This window comes from Bradyrhizobium sp. USDA 4506 (assembly GCF_054058795.1).
Genome location: NZ_JBSSBM010000002.1, coordinates 5,097,865 through 5,115,445 on the forward strand (window position 1 = coordinate 5,097,865; position 17,581 = coordinate 5,115,445).

A 17,581-nucleotide genomic window follows, 5' to 3' on the forward strand; every position below is an offset into this window, starting at 1 on the left:
CTCAGTATTCGACCGGATACAGACGCCTTCACGATCTGGCTATGCAATCTTCAGCCAACAAGAAGAAACGGCATGAAGAAGCTGATCGGTCGTCATCGGGACATTCAATACACACTCACCAACATCGAACCCGACCTCTGGGCCTGGTCGTTCGACATCAACGGCAAGACCAAGCAAGGCACCACGCGCGCGCGGCTCGACCTGCTGGCGCGGCGGCGCGTCTGCACGCTGATCGATCGCGAATTGAAACGCGCGGAACGTACCAGGCCCAACGAGCCTGACTGATCGCTCTCCCCGGTGAGGGTCCATTGGACGGGCCGCGCCTATCAGAAATGAAAACTCCCGCAGCGCCGGCTGCGGGAGTTGTTGGCATCGGTGGCCGCGGGGAGGTCCAACCACCGATACCGACATTCGCTGACCCTGGTCAGGCTGTTTTGGCGAACATCGTCAGCACGCCATCGGCAATGTTGATAGCGACGACCTGCGACGAAGTCAGGCCCTTGGCCTTGAGCGCGGAGACCGCCTGCGGTGTCGCGTCAATCGACTTCCGAAGCGACTGGATGTCGTCCTCCTTGGTCTTTGCCATCGCATCCTCGATCTTCGATCGCATTTCGGGCTTGAGGTCCTTGATGTCGACGACCTGTATGCTCCGGATGACAGTGGACTGATCAGATGACTGCGGCGGCGCATTGGGTTGCGTGCCTTGCGCTTGCACCAAGGCGGGCGTTCCGAGGACGAGCGCGGCAACAGTGACGAATGCTGTGAGATTGCGCATGGTCGATTCCTTTTCGAGGTCAGCAAGCGATAAAACCTACGCGCGAAGTTTGGCTGGCATCTGATTTTTCCATGGCCATTCATTGGAGCCAATGCGACCGCAATGCGGGCGTCGAAGCCCGCTCAGCCGCAGCGCCGACGTCGAGCGCGTCGGCCCGGGCGCGATTAACTACGATGCGATGACGGAAATAGCGATCTCGAACCGTGGTCCGGCATAGCGCCTGTCATCCGGCCCACCCTCGCCGCACCCGACGTTCCAGACCGCCGGCCATGCGAACCGCTCCAGCCCCGTTGCCGATATCGCCGCGCACGACGTCCAGCGCGTGTCACCGCTGCGTCGCCACAGCACGCCGCCCGGTCCCATGTCCGGATAGAAGGCGATGTCGAGGTCGAAATCGCTGTTGGCACCGAGATCGGGACCGATCCAGTAATAGGGACTGCGTCCACGCTCACGTCCAAGGATCAAGGTGAGCGTCTGGTTCGGCCCGCGCAAGCCAAGCCAGAGCGGTGCGATCACGCCGGGCGCGGGCGTGCAGAGCAGCGTTTGTGGCGCGGCGGTTCCCGCGGCGGTGCGGCCCGACAGTTTCAGCGCGATGACCGTCGCGGGCGCCAATGTCCCCGACAGCGGTGCAGGGCTGGTCCCGCGCGGCAGCGGCGACCACGCGGCCTGGTCCAGCGATGGCAGCGGCCATGCGAGCTGCTCGCGCACCACACCTTCGGTATCGAGCACCTGATAGCGGAACCCATCCTGATCGAGCGCGGCCTGCACGCAATGCAGATACTCGACGCCTTCGGGCATCCGGTGCGCGGTGCCGGCGCCCGCCGTGCAGACCTGCAGCACACCACGATGAACCTGGACGTCGAATGCAAGGATATGGCTGCACAGATAGGCGGCGACATCGGCGCGGACGAGGATATCCCAGAAGCGCTCGCGGTATTCGTGGCCGATCTCGCGCTGATAGCTACCGCTGTAGCCGTTGATGGCGTACACGGGATGATGGCCCAGCACCAGCTTGTGCCTGGCGTCCTTGTGCTGTGCGAGGACGGCTTGCAGCCAGTCGGTCTCGACATGCCCCTCGCCGCCGAGGCGGCTCCACAGCGTGTGCACGAACACTATCAGGAGATCGTCGCGGCGAACCCAGTAGGACAGCCCCTCCTGACCGGGCGGGCCGTTGCGCGGCAGCTGCAGCACCTCGCGGAACACCGCCTCGCTCATCTCGTCATAGGTGGTGTGGTTGCCGGTCGTGTGCCACAACGGCACCGCGCGCCGGTCGAACCAGGACATCTCGACCTCGAACCAATGCCGCCATTGCGCACGCAGCGCGTCGGCATCGGCGGTGAGGCCGATGATCTCGTCGCCGGGGAACAGAATGAATTCGGGCGCAGGATGCAGCCGGCGCACCACGTCGTTCACCGACGCGAAGGTGCGCTCATGCAGCGCGCCCGGAACGCCCGAGCAGGCATCGGCATAGATCACGAACTGGTGGCCCGAATTTCTCGGTAATAGAGACGGAATTGCATCATCCATGGTCGGACCACGTCCTCGCGAGCCACATCATAGAGGAAGGCAGACTGATCGCTCAAGGCAGACATTCGCAGGCGCAAGGTTGCAGGCAGCCGGGGCTTTTGAGATCGTGTCTCACGCATTGCATTCGTCCCATGACAAGGAGTTCCGGCGTGGCCATCCTCAAGGACCTCAGCATCGGATTCTACAAGATCCCGCTTCCGGTGGTGCTGAGCGACAGCACGCATGGCGAGATCAAGGCGTTCGAGCTCGTCACGATCCGCGCCCGCGATGCCGACGGCGCCGAAGGCACCGGCTACACCTACACGGTCGGCCGCAATGGCGGCGCCATCGCCGATATCCTGGGCCGCGAAATCACCGAGATCGCGCGCGGGATGGAGGCCGACGACACCGAGCAGCTTTGGCACAAGGTGTGGTGGGCGCTGCATTATGGCGGCCGCGGCGGCCCGGCGGTGCTGGCGCTGTCCGCGCTCGACATCGCGTTGTGGGACCTCAAGGCGCGGCGGGCATCGCTGCCGCTGTGGCGGCTGCTCGGCGGCTTCGACCGCCGGGTGCCCTGCTATGCCGGCGGCATCGATCTCGATCTGCCGCTCGATGGCCTGCTCAAGCAGACCGACGACAATCTTGCCAAGGGCTTTCGCGCCATCAAGATGAAGGTCGGCCGGCCGAGCCTTGCATCCGACGTGGCGCGCGTGAAGGCGATGCGCGGCCATCTCGGCGACGAGTTTCCGCTGATGGCCGATGCCAACATGAAATGGACCGTCGAGGAAGCGATCCGCGCCGCGCGCGCCCTGCAACCGTTCGACCTGACCTGGCTCGAGGAGCCGACGATTCCGGACGACGTCGCGGGACACGCCCGCATCGTGCAGGCCGGCGGCGTGCCGATCGCGGCCGGCGAGAACCTGCGCAGCCTGTGGGAGTTCAAGCCGTATATCGCCGGCGGCGCGCTGTCCTATGCCGAGCCCGACGTCACCAATTGCGGCGGTGTGACCAGCTTCATGAAGGTCGCCCGGCTCGCCGAGGCCTTCAATATTCCCGTCACCAGCCATGGCGCGCATGACATCACCGTGCATCTGCTGGCTGCGTGCCCGAACCGGTCGTATCTCGAGGCGCACGGCTTCGGCCTCGACCGCTATATCGAGCACCCGCTGGTTCTGGAGCAGGGCATGGCGATCGCGCCCGATCATCGCCCGGGGCACGGCATCGCCTTCGACTGGAAAGGCCTTGAGCGGCTCAGCGTCGCCTGACGCAGAAACATTTCTGCACACCAAGACGTGACATTCGGAAATGCAGGTCTGCCGGCGCGCGCTAGGCGGCGTCGCGACAAGCTGCTAGCGTTTCGCGCTTCAGATTGCCCAAAGCGCGATGAGATCATCGCGCTTCGGCTCATTGTCTGAGCATGATCTTTTCGGAAAACCGCTTCACACTTTTCCGGATCATGCTCTAGCGTTAAGGGATCGGAGCAAATGGACAACCGTAGTGATGTTTGGCGCGGCGTCGACGCGATCAAGCCGCGTTTCATCGAATTGAGCGACCGGGTCTGGGCGATGCCCGAGGTCTGTTACACCGAGGCGCGCTCATCCGCCGAACATCTGGCCGAACTGCGCCATCAGGGTTTTCGCATCACCGAGAACGTCGCCGAGATCCCGACCGCGGTGATGGGCGAATGGGGCGAAGGCGGCCCGGTGATCGCCTTCCTCGGCGAATATGACGCCCTGCCCGGGCTCAGCCAGGAGGCCGGAATCGCCGAGCATCGCCCGGTCGAAAGCGGCGGCCACGGCCATGGCTGCGGACATAATCTGCTCGGCTCCTCCGCGCTGCTCGCCGCGACCGCGGTGAAGGACTGGCTGGCCGCCAACAAGGTGCCGGGGCGCGTGCGCTATTACGGATGTCCTGCCGAGGAAGGCGGCGCGGCAAAGGCCTTCATGGTGCGCTGTGGCGCGTTCGAGGACGCCGACATCGCCATCACCTGGCATCCGCACAGTTTTTGGGAGGTGGCGGTGACGCCGTCGCTCGCCAATACCCGCGCCGATTTCACGTTCATCGGGCGCACCTCGCATGCGGCAGCCTCGCCGCATCTCGGCCGCAGCGCGCTCGATGCGGTGGAATTGATGAATGTCGGCGTCAACTACATGCGCGAGCACATGCCGAGCGACGCCCGGGTGCACTACGCACTGCTCGACACCGGCGGCATCGCGCCCAACGTGGTGCAGGCCCATGCCCGGGTGCGCTATTCGATCCGCGCCCGCGACCTGCCCGGCATGAACGAGCTGGTCGAGCGCGTGCACAAGATCGCACAGGGCGCGGCGCTGATGACCGAGACCAAGGTGGAGATGAAGATCATCTCCGCGGTCTCCAACATCCTGCCCAACACGCCGCTGGAACAGACGCTGCACCGGATCATGGAAGAGCTCGGCCCCCCGCATTTCGACGATGCCGACAAGGATTTCGCCGGCAAGATCCGCGCGACCCTGACCGACAAGGACATCGCTTCGGTCTATTATGCGATCGGCATGGAGCCGACCGACCGGCCGCTCGCCGATTTCCTGGTGCCGATCGACGCCACGCGCAATCCGCTGATCGGCTCGACCGACGTCGGCGACGTCAGCTGGGTGGTGCCGACCGTGCAGGTCCATGCACCGACGGTTGCAATCGGCACGCCGTTCCACACCTGGCAGGTTGTGGCGCAGGGCAAGACGCCGGCCGCGCACAAGGCGATGGTGCAGGCCGCCAAGGCGATGGCAGGCCTCGGCGTCAAGGCGCTGATGGAGCCGGAGCTGATCGCGGCCGCCAAGGCCGACCTCAAGAAGCGGACCACAAGAACGCCTTATGTCAGTCCGCTGCCGGCGAATGTTGCACCGCCGTTGGACATGTCGATCGCCTGAGAACCGCGTGTGCGGGCCGGACCTGCTCTCCGGGATCAAGCAATCGCATATCCCCATCGTCATGGCCGGGCTTGTCCCGGCCAACCACGACATTCTCACGCGGAAACGGAGACGTGGATGCCCGGCACAAGGCCGGGCATGACGAGTTTGCGGAGGGATCGCTTCAGACGCGAACTCCGGCCTGCGTGGCAAAAAAGCATCTCGGAACAAAGGATAACGAACAAATTTTCCGCACTGCGAGGCGCGCAAGGGCGCGCTTTTGGCGCCGATCTGCTGAACCGGTGTGCGGCAAGGGGAGGTTCTGCACAAGCGATAGCCAAAAGACCTAGGCGCTGAAGGGCGGGAGGCGTTGACCTTCGCGGTCATTCGGTGTGCCATCCTGCCGCCAACACGGCGGCCGGTTCCACGGCCCGCCGCAATAACCAATTGAGCCGGACCGAGGGGACAATGTTCGACAGGAATCTGCGTGGCATGATCGACGACGTGAAGGACGGGCGGATGGATCGCCGCGCCTTCGTCAAGCGAATGATTGCCGTCGGCCTCACCGCGCCGATGGCCAACCAGATCCTTGCGATCGGCGGCGTCGCGATGGCGCAGAGCCCGAATCCCTACAAGCCGACCAAGCGCGGCGGCGGCGGTCCGCTGAAGCTGTTGTGGTGGCAGGGCCCCACCCTGCTCAATCCGCACTTCGCCACCGGCACCAAGGACCAGGACGGCTCGCGACTGTTCTACGAACCGCTGGCAAGCTGGGACGTCGACGGCCATCTCAACCCGATCCTCGCCGCCGAAATCCCCTCGATCCAGAACGGCGGGCTTTCCAAAGACGCCAAGTCGGTGGTCTGGAAACTCAAGCCCGGCGTCAAATGGCATGACGGCAAACCCTTCACCGCCGACGACGTCGTGTTCAACTGGGAATATGCCACCGACCCCGCGACCGCAGCCGTCTCGAGCGGGACCTATTCCGGCATGACCGTGGAGAAGGTCGACGACCTCACGGTCCGCATCAAGTTCAAGGATCCGACGCCGTTCTGGGCCAATGCGTTCGTCGGCGCCTATGGCTGCATCATCCCAAAGCATTTGTTCGCCGAGTACAAGGGCAGCAAGTCGCGCGAGGCGCCGAACAATCTGAAGCCGGTCGGCACCAGCCCCTACAAGTTCGTCGAGTTCAAGCCGGGCGATCTGGTGCGCGGCGAGATTAATCCCGATTACCACATGCCGAACCGGCCCTATTTCGACACGATCGAGATGAAGGGCGGCGGCGATGCGGTGTCGGCGGCGCGCGCGGTGATCCAGACCGGCGAATATGACTTCGCCTGGAACATCCAGGTCGAGGACGAGGTGCTGCTGCGGCTGGAAAAGGGCGGCAAGGGCAAGACGCTCTATGCCGTCGGCGGCGACATCGAATTCATCGCCATCAACTTCACCGACCCGAACACCGAGGTCGACGGCGAACGCTCGTCGATCAAGACCAAGCATCCGATCCTGTCGGATCCGGCGGTGCGCAAGGCGCTGGCTCTGCTGGTCGACCGCGACTCCGTCAAGAAGGCGATCTACGGCCGCGCCGGCCGCGCCACCGCCAATTATCTCAACGGCCCCGAGGAGTTCGTTTCCAAGAACACCAGATGGGAGTTCTCGGTCGAGAAGGCGAGCGCGCTGCTCGAACAGGCCGGCTGGAAGGTCGGCTCCGACGGCATCCGCGAGAAGGACGGCAAGAAGCTGAAGCTGCTGTACCAGACCTCGATCAACGGCCCGCGGCAGAAGACCCAGGCGATCGTCAAGCAGGCCTGCCAGAAGGCCGGCATCGACGTCGAGCTGAAGTCGGTGGTGGCCTCGGTGTTCTTCTCCTCCGACGTCGCCAACCCCGACACCTATTCCAAGTTCTACGCCGACATCGAGATGTTCCAGATCCCGATGACACAACCCGACCCGGGCCTGCACATGCGCCGCTATCTGTCGCGCAATGTCGCGACCAAGGAGAACAAGTGGCAAGGGCAGAACTTCCCGCGCTGGGTCAACAAGGATTTCGACGCCGCGATCGAGGCGGCCGATACCGAGACCGATCCGATCAAGCGGGCCGAGCTCTACATCAAGTGCAACGATCTGATGTGGCAGGACACGGTGGTGATCCCGGTGATGCACCGCCTCGCGGTGGAAGCCTGCTCCAACACGGTGCGGCCCGCGCTCTCCGGCTGGGCCAACCAGACCGACAATCTGCAAGACTGGTATCGTGAAACCTGAGACACGGGGACAGGTTCGGAGTTTGAGTAGGTGCATCTTCTCCCTCTCCCCGTTCTTACGGGGATGAGACGAGCGGAGCTCGCTCTTGGAGGGTTGGGGTGAGGGGCTTTCGCAGCAAACACCGTGAAAGATGAGTTCGTGGAGACTCCCCCTCACCCGAATTCAAGCCGTGCTTGAATTCCGACCTCTCCCCGCACGCGGGGCGAGGTGAAGCTCGCCTTTCGACTGGAAGCAAGATCAACGTGCTCAAGGTGCGAGCGTTAGTTAGATGATCTCTCGATGAGTCAATATATCCTGCGTCGCCTGATGATCGCGATCCCGAGCCTGCTCGGGATCTCGCTCGTGCTGTTCGTCGTGCTGGCGCTCGCGCCGGGCGATCCGTTCAGCGAGCTCGCGACCAATCCGAACGTGCCGCCCGAGGTGCAGGCCGCGCTGCGCGCCAAGTTCGGCCTCGACGACCCGATCTATCTTCGCTACCTGCACTGGCTCGCGGCGATGGCGCAGGGCGACTGGGGCTTCTCCTTTGTCAGCCGGATCAATGTCGACACGCTGATCCTGCAGCGGCTGCCGACCACGCTCTACGTGATCGGCTCGGCGCAGCTGCTGGCGCTGTTGATCGCGATCCCGGTCGGCGTCTATGCCGCCACCCGGCCCTATTCGATCTTCGACCAGCTCGCCAACACCTTCGCCTTCATCGGCTTCTCGCTGCCGACCTTCTTCACCGGCATCCTGTTCATCCTGGTATTCTCGGTGAAGCTGGACTGGCTGCCCTTCGTCTACACCGACGTGCCGGGCAGCGGCATTCCCTGGCTGCTGGAGATGGTCCGGCAGGCGATCATGCCGGTGATGGTGCTCGGCCTGTTCCAGGCGGCGTCGATGACCCGCTTCGTGCGCTCGGCAATGCTCGACGTGATCCGGCTCGACTATGTCACCACCGCCCGCGCCAAGGGGCTCGGGCAAGCCAAGGTGATCGTCAAACACGTGATGCGCAACGCGATGATCCCGGTCGTCACGCTGATTGCGCTGCAAATGCCCGCCGTGTTCGGCGGCGCCATCGTCACCGAGCAGATCTTCCGGATTCCCGGCATCGGCTCGCTCCTGATTTCCTCCATCCTCGCCAATGACACGCCGGTCGTGATGGCCGTGACCTTCGTCTTCGCGTGTCTCGTGGTGCTGTTCAACCTGATCGCAGATGTCCTCTATGGCTGGCTTGACCCTCGCATCTCCTTCCGCTGAGCGGCGCGGCTATTCGCCCTGGCGCGAAACCTGGCGGCGCTACCGCCGGCACCGTCCGGCCGTGGTCAGCGCCGTGCTGCTGCTGCTGCTGATCGCAGCCGTCGTGATCGGTCCGTTCGTCTGGCGCGTCTCGATCAGCGACATGGACGTCGTGGCCGGCCTGCAGGGCCCCTCGCTGGCGCACCCGTTCGGCACCGACGATCTCGGCCAGGACCTGCTCGCCCGCATGATCTATGGCGGGCGCATCTCGCTCGCGGTCGGCCTCGCCGCGATGCTGGTCTCGGTGTTCGTCGGCACGCTGATCGGCGCCCTCGCCGGCATGTCGCGCGGCGCGCTCGGCTATGCGCTGATGTGGCTGACCGATCTGTTCCTGTCGTTGCCGCAGCTGCCGTTGCTGTTGATGCTGATCTACCTGTTCCGCGACGGGCTGAAGGCGATGTTCGGCCCCGAGGGCGGCATCTTCATCCTGATCGTACTGGTGATCGGCGGCCTGCGCTGGATGCCGGTCGCGCGCCTGGTGCGCGCCCAGTTCCTGTCGCTGCGCGAGAAGGAATTCGTCGAGGCGGCGCGCGCGCTCGGCGCGAGCCCGGTGCGCCAGGTGGTGCGCCACATCCTGCCCAACGCGCTGGGCCCCGTGATCATCGCCGGCACGATCGACGTCGCCGCCGCCATCATCGCGGAATCGACGCTCTCGTTCCTCGGCCTCGGCTTCCCGCCGGATACGCCGACCTGGGGCCGCATCCTCTATGACGCCAAGGATTTTCTCGACATCGGCCCGCATTGGGCGCTGTTCCCGGGTGGCGCGATCTTCATCGCGGTGGTCGCCATCAACTTCATCGGCGACGGGCTGCGCGACGCGCTCGACGCGCGCAAGGTGATCTGATGGCGCTGCTCGACATCAAGGGCCTGAAAACCCATTTCACCACCGACGACGGCATCCTCCAGGCGGTCGACGGCATCGACATCAGCATCAACCGCGGCGAGACGCTGTGCGTGGTCGGCGAATCCGGCTGCGGCAAGACCGTCACCGCGATGTCGATCCTGAAGCTGATCGCCATGCCGCCGGGCAAGATCGTCGAAGGCGAGATCATCTTCGAGGGCCGCGACCTGGTGCCGCTGACCAGCCACCAGCTCGACGACATCAGGGCCAAGGAGATCGGCTTCATCTTCCAGGAGCCGATGACCTCGCTCAATCCGGTGCTGACCATCGGCGAGCAGATCGCCGAGAGCCTGCGCCGCCACGAGGCGGTGACCAAGAAGCAGGCGCTCGAGCGCACCATCGAGATGCTGAAGCTGGTGCAGATCCCCAACGCCGGGGGCCGCGTGCATCATTATCCGCACCAGTTCTCCGGCGGCATGCGCCAGCGCGTGATGATCGCGATGGCGCTGGCGTGCCGGCCCAAGCTCGTGATCGCGGACGAGCCGACCACCGCGCTCGACGTCACCATCCAGGCGCAGATCCTCGACCTGTTGCAGGACATGAAGGAACGCTTCGGCATGGCGGTGATGCTGATCACGCACGCGATGGGCGTGGTCGCCGAGACCGCGCAGCGCGTCGTCGTGATGTACGCCGGCAAGGTGGTGGAGGAGGCGCCGGTCGACGAACTGTTCGGCAATCCCGGCCATCCCTACACCCAGGGCCTGATCCGCTCGATCCCGCGCATCGATCTCGACGCCGCGCACAAGACGCGGCTGGAGGCGATCGGCGGCTCGGTGCCGATCCTGATCAATCCGCTGCCCGGCTGCCGCTTTGCCGCCCGCTGCAAATACGCCATGAGCATCTGCACCGAAAAGGAGCCGCGGCTGCGCGAGATCGCGCCCGGCCACCGCATGGCCTGCCACCTCGGAGACGCGTCATGACCGAGCCGCTGCTGCGCGTTTCCAATCTGAAGAAGCATTTTCCGGTGCTGGGCGGCCTGCTCTCGCGCGAGGTCGGTCAGGTCTATGCGGTCGACGGCGTGTCGTTCTCGGTCAACCGCGGCGAGACACTGGGGCTGGTCGGTGAATCCGGCTGCGGCAAGTCGACCACCGGCCGCTGCGTGCTGCGGCTGATCGAGCCGACCTCGGGCGAGGTCGTGTTCGACGGCCGGAGCGTCACCGGCCTCGGCGGCGGCGACCTGCGCGCCATGCGGCGGAACATGCAGCTCGTGTTCCAGGACCCGTTCGCCTCGCTCAATCCGCGCATGACGGTCGGCGCGATCCTCGGCGAGCCCTTCATCATCCATAACCTCGTGAGCTCGGCCAGCGAGCGCGAGGACCGCGTCGCGAGCCTCCTGGTCAAGGTCGGGCTGAAGGCCGAGCACATGCGCCGCTACCCGCACGAATTCTCCGGCGGCCAGCGCCAGCGCATCGCGATCGCCCGCGCGCTGACGCTGGAGCCGAAGCTGATCGTGTGCGACGAGCCGGTCTCCGCGCTCGACGTCTCGATCCAGGCCCAGGTCATCAACCTGCTCGAGGATCTGCAGGCCGAGCTGAACCTGACCTATCTGTTCGTCGCCCACGATCTCTCGGTCGTGGAGCACATCTCCGACCGCGTCGCGGTGATGTATCTCGGCCGCATCGTCGAGCTCGCCAAGGCCAGCGATCTCTACCGCAACCCCCAGCATCCCTACACCAAGGCGCTGCTCTCGGCGGTGCCGGTGCCGGATCCCAAGGCGAAGCGCGACCGCATCCGCCTGAAGGGCGACGTGCCGAGCCCGATGAATCCGCCCAAGGGCTGCCACTTCCACACGAGATGTCCAATCGCCGAGGAGCGCTGCCGGCAGAGCGCGCCGGAGTTGCTGGAAGGCAGGAACGGGCATTCCGTGGCGTGCCATCTGGCGTAGGTCGCGCGCCAGATGCGATAGCCAGCCGGCGGGAGCGCACCGCCAAAAATATCGAAAACAACCCCATGCAAAGTAGCCGGCGGCTGCGGGCGTTCGACACGGCACTTGACATGTCGGGCAAATCAGCGGCATCATTCGATAATTCCGAAATAATGGCGACGATAGTTGAATCACGTCGTCAGACGTTAACGCCGCTTGGTCTTGGTCCGCGGCTTCGGTCCGGCCTTTGTCTTGATCTTCCGCCGCGGTGCAGGCGCGACGGCGTCCTCCACCTCATTCACCTCCGTCCGCAGCGTCTCGAGCAGCCAGTCGCGAAACGCGCGCATGCCCGGCGTCACCTCGCGCGACTTCAGCCAGGTCAGCCAATAGGATCCCGCCGGGACCTCGGCCGCGAACGGCCGCAGCAGCCGGCCGGAGACCAGCTCATTTTCGAACATCGCGATCGGCACCAGCCCGACGCCGACGCCGCGCGCGGCGGCCTCGGCCATCGCGACCGAACTGTCGAAGATCGGCCCCTGGATTTTCGGACACGGCGCGCCGGCGACCGCAAACCATAGCGGCCATTCCTCGGCGCGGTAGGACCGCAGCAGGAATTCCTGCGCGAGATCGGACGGCTTGCGCAGCCGGTCCGCCGCGTCGGGGCAGCACACCGGCGAGAGCGGTGCGGACAACAGATGGATCGCCTCGGTGCCGTGCCACGAGCCGTCGCCGAAGCGCAGCGCGAGATCGAGCCCGTCGCCTGCGATGTCGACGCGGTTGTTGTTGGTGAGCAGACGCAAATCGATATAGGGATGCGCGCGCTTGAAGCGGTCGACCCTTTGCAAGAGCCATCCGGTCGCGAACGTCGTGACGCAGCCGACGGTCACGACCTCGCGCGTGCCCTTGGCCTCGATGCGGTCGATCGCGGCGCCGATCCGGTCGAGCGCGTCTGACAGCACCGGCAGCAGCGCCAGCCCCTCGTCGGTGAGCACCAGCCCGCGCGGCAGCCGGCGGAACAGGCTCGTGCCTAGGAGATCCTCGAGCTGCTTGACCTGATGGCTGATCGCAGTCTGCGTCACGCGCAGCTCCAGCCCGGCGCGGGTGAAGCTGAGCAGCCGCGCGGAGGCCTCGAAGGCGCGCAGCGCGTTCAGCGGGAGATGCCGGCGCACGGCGTCATGACCAAGTTTTCCTCATGTCTCGCTGTATAAATGATTGTTTGTGCGCCGTCACGCCGCCCGGCAGGTTCGCGCCGCCAACGGGAGATTCGACATGCTGACGAGACGGACATTTGGATTGTGCGCGCTGGGCCTTGCGGCGTCCTGCACTTTGCCGCGGCAAGGCGCAGCGGCAGGACCAGGCGAGCCGGCGCAGCGGCTGCAGCAGGAGTTTGCGCGCATCGAGCTGGCAACCAGCGGCCGGCTCGGCGTCGCCGCGCTCGACATGGAGACGGGATTGCGCGCAAGCCGGCGCGGCGACGAGCGGTTCCCGATGTGCAGCACCTTCAAGGCGTTGGCCTCGGCCGCGGTGCTGCACCGGGTCGACCGCGGCGAATCCAGCCTCGATCAGCGCGTGCAAATCGAGGCCAAGGATATCTTGGCCTACGCGCCGGTCACCAAGGCGCACGTCGGATCGGCCATGACTCTGTCCGAACTCTGCGCGGCCGCCATCACGCTCAGCGACAACACCGCCGCCAACCTGCTGCTGCGGGAGATCGGCGGGCCCGCCGGCTTTACCAGCTTCTTCCGCACCATCGGCGACAATGTCAGCCGGCTCGACCGCTGGGAGGTGGAGCTGAACGAAGCCGTGCCCGGCGACCCACGCGACACCACGAGTCCTGTCGCGATGCTGAAGGATTTGCAGCGCGTGCTGCTCGGCGATGTCCTGTCCGCTGCCTCGCGCCAGAAACTGATCGACTGGATGGTTGCCAACAAAACCGGCGACGCAAGGCTGCGTGCCGGCGTGCCCCGCGACTGGCGGGTTGGCGACAAGACCGGCACCGGCGAGCGTGGCACCTACAACGACATCGGCGTGTTCTGGCCGCCCGGCCGCAAGCCGATCGTGGTGACGGTTTACCTGACCGGGGCAAGTGCCCCCATGGAGAAGTGCAACGAGGTGATCGCCAATGTCGCGCGCGCCGTCGCCAATGCGAGCACCGGGCAAAGCGGCTGAACCAGCGACGCCGCGGCCGGCGTCGCCGACAACGTCAGGTCGGCCAGCGACCAAGCAAGTCGCTCGCCGCCTCGAACAACGCTGCAACGCGCAACAGTTCGGCATCGGCCCGGAAGCGGCCGACCAGGTGCAGTCCGATCGGCAGGCCGTCGCGGCCGAAACCTGCGGGGATGCTGACGGCGGGATGACCTGTCATGTTGAACAGCATGGTCCAGGGAAACCAGTGCGGCCGCACGCTGTCGAAACTCCGGCCGTCGATCTCGATCGTGCCGAACAGGTCCTGGTCGATCGGCAGAGCCGACCGGGTCAAGGTCGGCATCGCCAGGAGATCGCCGCGCGCGAACAACGACTGCACCCGGCGGAACAGCGCGGTGCGCTCGAACATCGCCCGCTGGTAGTCGACACCGCTGACCTGCGCCACCAGCGCGAGCTGCTTCAGGAAGGTTGCACTGAGATCATTTTGATGATCGGCCGCGAGCTTCTCGAAGCGGGTGCGCCAGACTGTGTGATTGATCGCACGCCAGATCGGCTCGATGTCAAAGCCGTCGCCGGAAAACTCTTCGAGCGCGGCGCCGAGGCTCGCCAGACGGTCGAGGCTTGCCTTGAACGCCGCGGCCACATCGGATGTGACCGGACGCCCCGGCGGCGACAGGCAGAACAGCACCCGCCGGCCCTTGAGGTCGCCGCGCGGCGCGGCAAGCCCGAGATAGTCAGGCACCGGCACCCCGATCGACCAGGGATCCGACGGATCCTCTCCCGCCATCGCCTGCATCATCAGCGCCGTATCGGCAACGGTGCGCGTGGTCGGCGTGACATAGGTCTGGTTGCCGAAAGCGTCCTGCACCTGGCTATGCGGGATCACCCCGTTGGTCTGCTTGATTCCGACCACGCCGTTGCAGGCGGCGGGAATCCGGGTGGAGCCGCCGCCATCGGTCGCAACCGCCAGCGGCGCGATGCCGCTCGCGACGGCCACCGCCGCGCCGCCGCTGGAGCCGCCACTGGACCGCTCGGCACTCCATGCATTGCGCGTCCGCCCGAACAGCGGCGAATCGGTCAGGCACTTGCTGCCGAACTCCGGCGTCGTGGTCTTCCCGATCAATATGCCGCCCTGGGCATGGAGGCGGGCCACCGCGACGGCGTCATTGTCGGGCACGTTGTCGCGGTACGGTACCGCGCCGAAGGTGGTCCGGACACCTTTGGTGTTGACGATGTCCTTCACGGTGAAAGGGATGCCGTGGAGCAGACCGGTCGGCTCACCAGCCGTGATTTGCCGCTCGGCGGCTTTCGCCTGCGCCATCGCCGCATCGCCGCACAGCGTGATGAAGCAGTTCAATTCGGGTTGCAGCCGCTCGGCACGGGCGAGCACCGCGCGCGTAACCTCGACAGGCGAAACCTCCTTGCGGGCGATGCGCCCACGAAGCTCAACGGCAGACAGCAGACACAGATCGTCGCTCATTTAGGCAAGGACTCGCGTCAGATAGGGTCGACGCCCGCATCGTGCCGCGCGGCAGGCGGCAAGTCCATCGGCTCGGACGCATGGCGAAATGCCACGGAGCCGCGACGGCGCATGGCCTGCCGAGTAGGCGGGGCTTTCCCGGCCGCGCGGCTTGGCAGCGACGGAGGATCATGCGACGCTCGAACCGAATGGCGCTGCTGTCAGCATGACGGAGGACCACGCCTTGTATCGCCGCATCGCCCTCGCCGCGCTGATCGTTGCCGGCAGCGTGCACGGCAGCCTCGCGGCGCCCGATCCGGCGCGGTGCCGCGAGCTGATCCGCAAATACGAAACCGACAAGGCCCAGCTCAGCGCGATCGAGATCTCGCTGTCGCTGTTTGCGGCCGCCAATGCCGATTGCATCAACCTTGCCACCGAGCTGCTCGATCACGGCGCCTCGGTCGATGCGCGGGACCGGATGGGCGCAAGGCCGCTGAGCCATGCCGCCCGCTCCGGCCATCTTGCCATGGTCGACCTGCTGCTGGCGCGCGGCGCGCCGGTCGATGCACGCAACCTCGCGGGATCGACCGCGCTGTACTTTGCTGCCGAGCGCGGCCATGTGGCGATCGTGCAGCGCCTGATCGACCGCGGCGCCGACGTCAATCTCACCGGACGCAGCAGCGCCTCCCCGGTCGCGGCCGCGGCCTATGCCGGCAGGGACATGGTGGTGCGCATGCTGCTGGCGCACGGCGCCGACGGCCGCAAGGCCGACGACACCGGCAAGCCGCCGGTCGTCTACGCCGCGGCCGGCGGCCAGCTCGGCATCGTCAAGCAACTGCTCGCGCGCGAGATCGACATCAACGCGCGCTACGCCAACGATCTGACGCTCCTGATGTGGGCGGCCGGGCCTGACGAGACTGTGCCGGAGGCGCAAGCGCTGGAGGTCGTCTCATATCTGCTGGACGCCGGCGCCAAGGTCGACGACCGCGATGCGCGCGGCCGCACCGCGCTGATGATCGCCGCCGAAGGCAACCATCCGGCGATTGCCAGGACACTGCTGGCGCACGGCGCCGACCCTGCGCTGGCCGACAAGGCCGGCAAGCACGCCGCCGATCTCACCATCCTGTCGGCGCTGCGCGAAGAGCTGACGCCGCGCTGAGGCGACTTGCTCGGACGTCATGGCCGGGCTTCTTGTTTAGCCCGGACAGATCACTGACGGGTGTTCGGAGACATAGCTGACACATCAACATTGGCTGGATTGGTCCGATTCGGGAGGCCGTCCATGCCTTGGAGTGAGGTGTCAGTGATGGATCAGCGCCATGAGTTTGTGCGGCTTGCTTTGCAAGAGGGGGCCAACCGGCGCGAGCTCTGCCGTCGGTTCAACATCAGCCCTGACGTCGGCTACAAGTGGCTGCGGCGCTGGCAGGCCGGCGATCGGGAGCTGGCCGACCGTTCCCGGTGCCCGCATGCGATGCCCAAGCGCAGCGAGGCCGCGGTCGAGGCAGGGGTCCTGGCTGTGCGCGACAAGCATCCGGCTTGGGGAGCACGCAAGATCGCCCACTGCCTGAAGCGGAGCGGGCAGACGGTGCCTGTGCCGTCGACGGTGCACCGGATCCTGTGCCGGAACGGGCGGGTCAAACCGAGCGAGAATGCACCGCCAAATCCAGGGCATCGCTTCGAGAAGGAGGCTCCCAATCTGCTGTGGCAGATGGACTTCAAGGGCCACCTGCCGCTCGCCAACGGGACGCGGTGTCATCCGCTGACGGTCGTCGACGATCACTCGCGCTATGTGCTGTGCCTGAAGGCCTGCGCCGACGAGCAGCGTCTCACCGTGCAGGACCACCTGACGACGACGTTCCGCTGCTACGGCCTGCCGGAGGCGTTCTACACCGACAACGGCTCACCCTGGGGCGATACGTCCGGCATTCGCTGGACCGGACTGAAGGTGTGGCTGCTCAAGCTGGGCGTCAGGGTCGTGCATGCCAGGCCTTGCCACCCGCAGGCCCGCGGCAAGAACGAACGCTTCCATCGCACCCTGAAGGCCGAGGTCTTTGCAATGCGCCGCTTCCGCACCCTCCCGGAAGTCCAGCGTGCCTTCGATGCCTGGCGGCCGGTCTACAATCTGCAGCGTCCCCACCAGGGCCTCGATATGCACGTTCCCGCCGATCGCTTCCGACCGAGTATCCGTGCCATGCCGGCCCGCGTCCCGAACGTCGAATACGACAGCGGCGAGATCGTGCGCAGGGTCTCATCGACGAGACCCTACATCTCCTTCAAGGGACGCTTCTGGAAGGTTCCACAGGCCTTCGCGCGCGAACAGCTTGCCATCCGGCCGCTGGATCGCGACGGTCACTACGGAATCTTCTTCGCCAGCTGGCAGGTCGCATCGATCGACTTGACCAATGGCCAACCTGTCAGTGATGTGTCCGAACAGGTGTCAGCCATGTCTCCGGACTAAACACTTGTCCCGGCCATCCACGTCTTCTTTTGCCTGGATATCAAGACGTGGATGCCC

15 protein-coding genes are annotated in these 17,581 nt (G+C 65.6%); 11 read left to right on the forward strand and 4 right to left on the reverse strand.

Annotated features, from left to right (window positions below; all coding sequences use genetic code 11):
• The first annotated feature begins 72 nt into the window (after window positions 1–72).
• The gene (locus ACVIHF_RS26350) at window positions 73–285 is read left to right on the forward strand and encodes a hypothetical protein (protein ID WP_168855778.1); all 213 of its coding nucleotides are present in this window, start codon (window positions 73–75) and stop codon (window positions 283–285) included.
• 139 nt (window positions 286–424) lie between these two features.
• Here the strand turns inward: ACVIHF_RS26350 and ACVIHF_RS26355 are convergent, their stop codons facing one another.
• Both ACVIHF_RS26355 and ACVIHF_RS26360 read right to left on the reverse strand, forming a co-directional pair.
• Window positions 425–775, reverse strand: coding sequence for a hypothetical protein (locus tag ACVIHF_RS26355; RefSeq protein ID WP_057019241.1), 351 nt, complete (start codon window positions 773–775; stop codon window positions 425–427).
• Window positions 776–943: 168 nt separating this feature from the next.
• Entirely contained in the window at window positions 944–2,302 is a 1,359-nt protein-coding gene (locus ACVIHF_RS26360) for a metallophosphoesterase family protein (RefSeq protein WP_310880207.1), read from the reverse strand.
• Window positions 2,303–2,433: 131 nt separating this feature from the next.
• Between ACVIHF_RS26360 and ACVIHF_RS26365 the strand changes: the two genes are divergently transcribed.
• The 7 genes from ACVIHF_RS26365 to ACVIHF_RS26395 all read left to right on the forward strand — a co-directional run bounded on the left by ACVIHF_RS26365 (window position 2,434) and on the right by ACVIHF_RS26395 (window position 11,483).
• The gene (locus ACVIHF_RS26365; RefSeq protein WP_092081675.1) at window positions 2,434–3,546 is read left to right on the forward strand and encodes a mandelate racemase/muconate lactonizing enzyme family protein; all 1,113 of its coding nucleotides are present in this window, start codon (window positions 2,434–2,436) and stop codon (window positions 3,544–3,546) included.
• Between the two features lie 219 nt (window positions 3,547–3,765).
• Entirely contained in the window at window positions 3,766–5,184 is a 1,419-nt protein-coding gene (locus tag ACVIHF_RS26370) for a M20 family metallopeptidase (protein ID WP_225646505.1), read from the forward strand.
• A 447-nt stretch (window positions 5,185–5,631) separates the two neighbouring features.
• The gene (locus ACVIHF_RS26375) at window positions 5,632–7,422 is read left to right on the forward strand and encodes a peptide ABC transporter substrate-binding protein (RefSeq protein ID WP_456792778.1); all 1,791 of its coding nucleotides are present in this window, start codon (window positions 5,632–5,634) and stop codon (window positions 7,420–7,422) included.
• A gap of 279 nt (window positions 7,423–7,701) precedes the next feature.
• Window positions 7,702–8,658, forward strand: a complete 957-nt coding sequence (locus ACVIHF_RS26380; protein WP_092081673.1) for an ABC transporter permease — start codon at window positions 7,702–7,704, stop codon at window positions 8,656–8,658.
• Complete coding sequence (locus ACVIHF_RS26385) at window positions 8,624–9,541, forward strand: ABC transporter permease (protein ID WP_028334911.1); 918 nt, start codon at window positions 8,624–8,626, stop codon at window positions 9,539–9,541. The genes ACVIHF_RS26380 and ACVIHF_RS26385 overlap by 35 nt, the downstream gene beginning before the upstream one ends.
• Window positions 9,538–10,518 (forward strand): ABC transporter ATP-binding protein, encoded by a 981-nt coding sequence (locus ACVIHF_RS26390; protein ID WP_456794125.1) that lies wholly within the window; start codon window positions 9,538–9,540, stop codon window positions 10,516–10,518. Before ACVIHF_RS26385 ends, ACVIHF_RS26390 begins: the two co-directional genes overlap by 4 nt.
• Entirely contained in the window at window positions 10,515–11,483 is a 969-nt protein-coding gene (locus ACVIHF_RS26395) for an ABC transporter ATP-binding protein (protein WP_168855782.1), read from the forward strand. The genes ACVIHF_RS26390 and ACVIHF_RS26395 overlap by 4 nt, the downstream gene beginning before the upstream one ends.
• A gap of 185 nt (window positions 11,484–11,668) precedes the next feature.
• Here ACVIHF_RS26395 and ACVIHF_RS26400 read toward each other — a convergent pair whose 3' ends face one another.
• Complete coding sequence (locus tag ACVIHF_RS26400; protein ID WP_253607242.1) at window positions 11,669–12,631, reverse strand: LysR family transcriptional regulator; 963 nt, start codon at window positions 12,629–12,631, stop codon at window positions 11,669–11,671.
• Window positions 12,632–12,731: 100 nt separating this feature from the next.
• Between ACVIHF_RS26400 and bla the strand changes: the two genes are divergently transcribed.
• The gene (bla, locus tag ACVIHF_RS26405) at window positions 12,732–13,631 is read left to right on the forward strand and encodes a class A beta-lactamase (protein ID WP_456792779.1); all 900 of its coding nucleotides are present in this window, start codon (window positions 12,732–12,734) and stop codon (window positions 13,629–13,631) included.
• Between the two features lie 34 nt (window positions 13,632–13,665).
• Here the strand turns inward: bla and ACVIHF_RS26410 are convergent, their stop codons facing one another.
• The gene (locus tag ACVIHF_RS26410; RefSeq protein ID WP_456792780.1) at window positions 13,666–15,087 is read right to left on the reverse strand and encodes an amidase; all 1,422 of its coding nucleotides are present in this window, start codon (window positions 15,085–15,087) and stop codon (window positions 13,666–13,668) included.
• Between the two features lie 205 nt (window positions 15,088–15,292).
• Between ACVIHF_RS26410 and ACVIHF_RS26415 the strand changes: the two genes are divergently transcribed.
• Window positions 15,293–16,225, forward strand: a complete 933-nt coding sequence (locus ACVIHF_RS26415) for an ankyrin repeat domain-containing protein (protein WP_456792781.1) — start codon at window positions 15,293–15,295, stop codon at window positions 16,223–16,225.
• Between the two features lie 123 nt (window positions 16,226–16,348).
• Window positions 16,349–17,524: an IS481 family transposase gene (locus ACVIHF_RS26420; protein ID WP_310883542.1), complete on the forward strand. Its 1,176-nt coding sequence runs from the start codon at window positions 16,349–16,351 to the stop codon at window positions 17,522–17,524.
• Window positions 17,525–17,581 lie beyond the last annotated feature (57 nt).

Coding starts and splice junctions, on each gene's coding strand:
- ACVIHF_RS26350 (WP_168855778.1), top strand. CDS start 73: ATGAAGAAGCTGATCGGTCGTCATCGGGACATTCAATACACACTCACC.
- ACVIHF_RS26355 (WP_057019241.1), bottom strand. CDS start 775: ATGCGCAATCTCACAGCATTCGTCACTGTTGCCGCGCTCGTCCTCGGA.
- ACVIHF_RS26360 (WP_310880207.1), bottom strand. CDS start 2,302: ATGGATGATGCAATTCCGTCTCTATTACCGAGAAATTCGGGCCACCAG.
- ACVIHF_RS26365 (WP_092081675.1), top strand. CDS start 2,434: ATGACAAGGAGTTCCGGCGTGGCCATCCTCAAGGACCTCAGCATCGGA.
- ACVIHF_RS26370 (WP_225646505.1), top strand. CDS start 3,766: ATGGACAACCGTAGTGATGTTTGGCGCGGCGTCGACGCGATCAAGCCG.
- ACVIHF_RS26375 (WP_456792778.1), top strand. CDS start 5,632: ATGTTCGACAGGAATCTGCGTGGCATGATCGACGACGTGAAGGACGGG.
- ACVIHF_RS26380 (WP_092081673.1), top strand. CDS start 7,702: ATGAGTCAATATATCCTGCGTCGCCTGATGATCGCGATCCCGAGCCTG.
- ACVIHF_RS26385 (WP_028334911.1), top strand. CDS start 8,624: ATGGCTGGCTTGACCCTCGCATCTCCTTCCGCTGAGCGGCGCGGCTAT.
- ACVIHF_RS26395 (WP_168855782.1), top strand. CDS start 10,515: ATGACCGAGCCGCTGCTGCGCGTTTCCAATCTGAAGAAGCATTTTCCG.
- bla (WP_456792779.1), top strand. CDS start 12,732: ATGCTGACGAGACGGACATTTGGATTGTGCGCGCTGGGCCTTGCGGCG.
- ACVIHF_RS26410 (WP_456792780.1), bottom strand. CDS start 15,087: ATGAGCGACGATCTGTGTCTGCTGTCTGCCGTTGAGCTTCGTGGGCGC.
- ACVIHF_RS26415 (WP_456792781.1), top strand. CDS start 15,293: ATGACGGAGGACCACGCCTTGTATCGCCGCATCGCCCTCGCCGCGCTG.
- ACVIHF_RS26420 (WP_310883542.1), top strand. CDS start 16,349: ATGCCTTGGAGTGAGGTGTCAGTGATGGATCAGCGCCATGAGTTTGTG.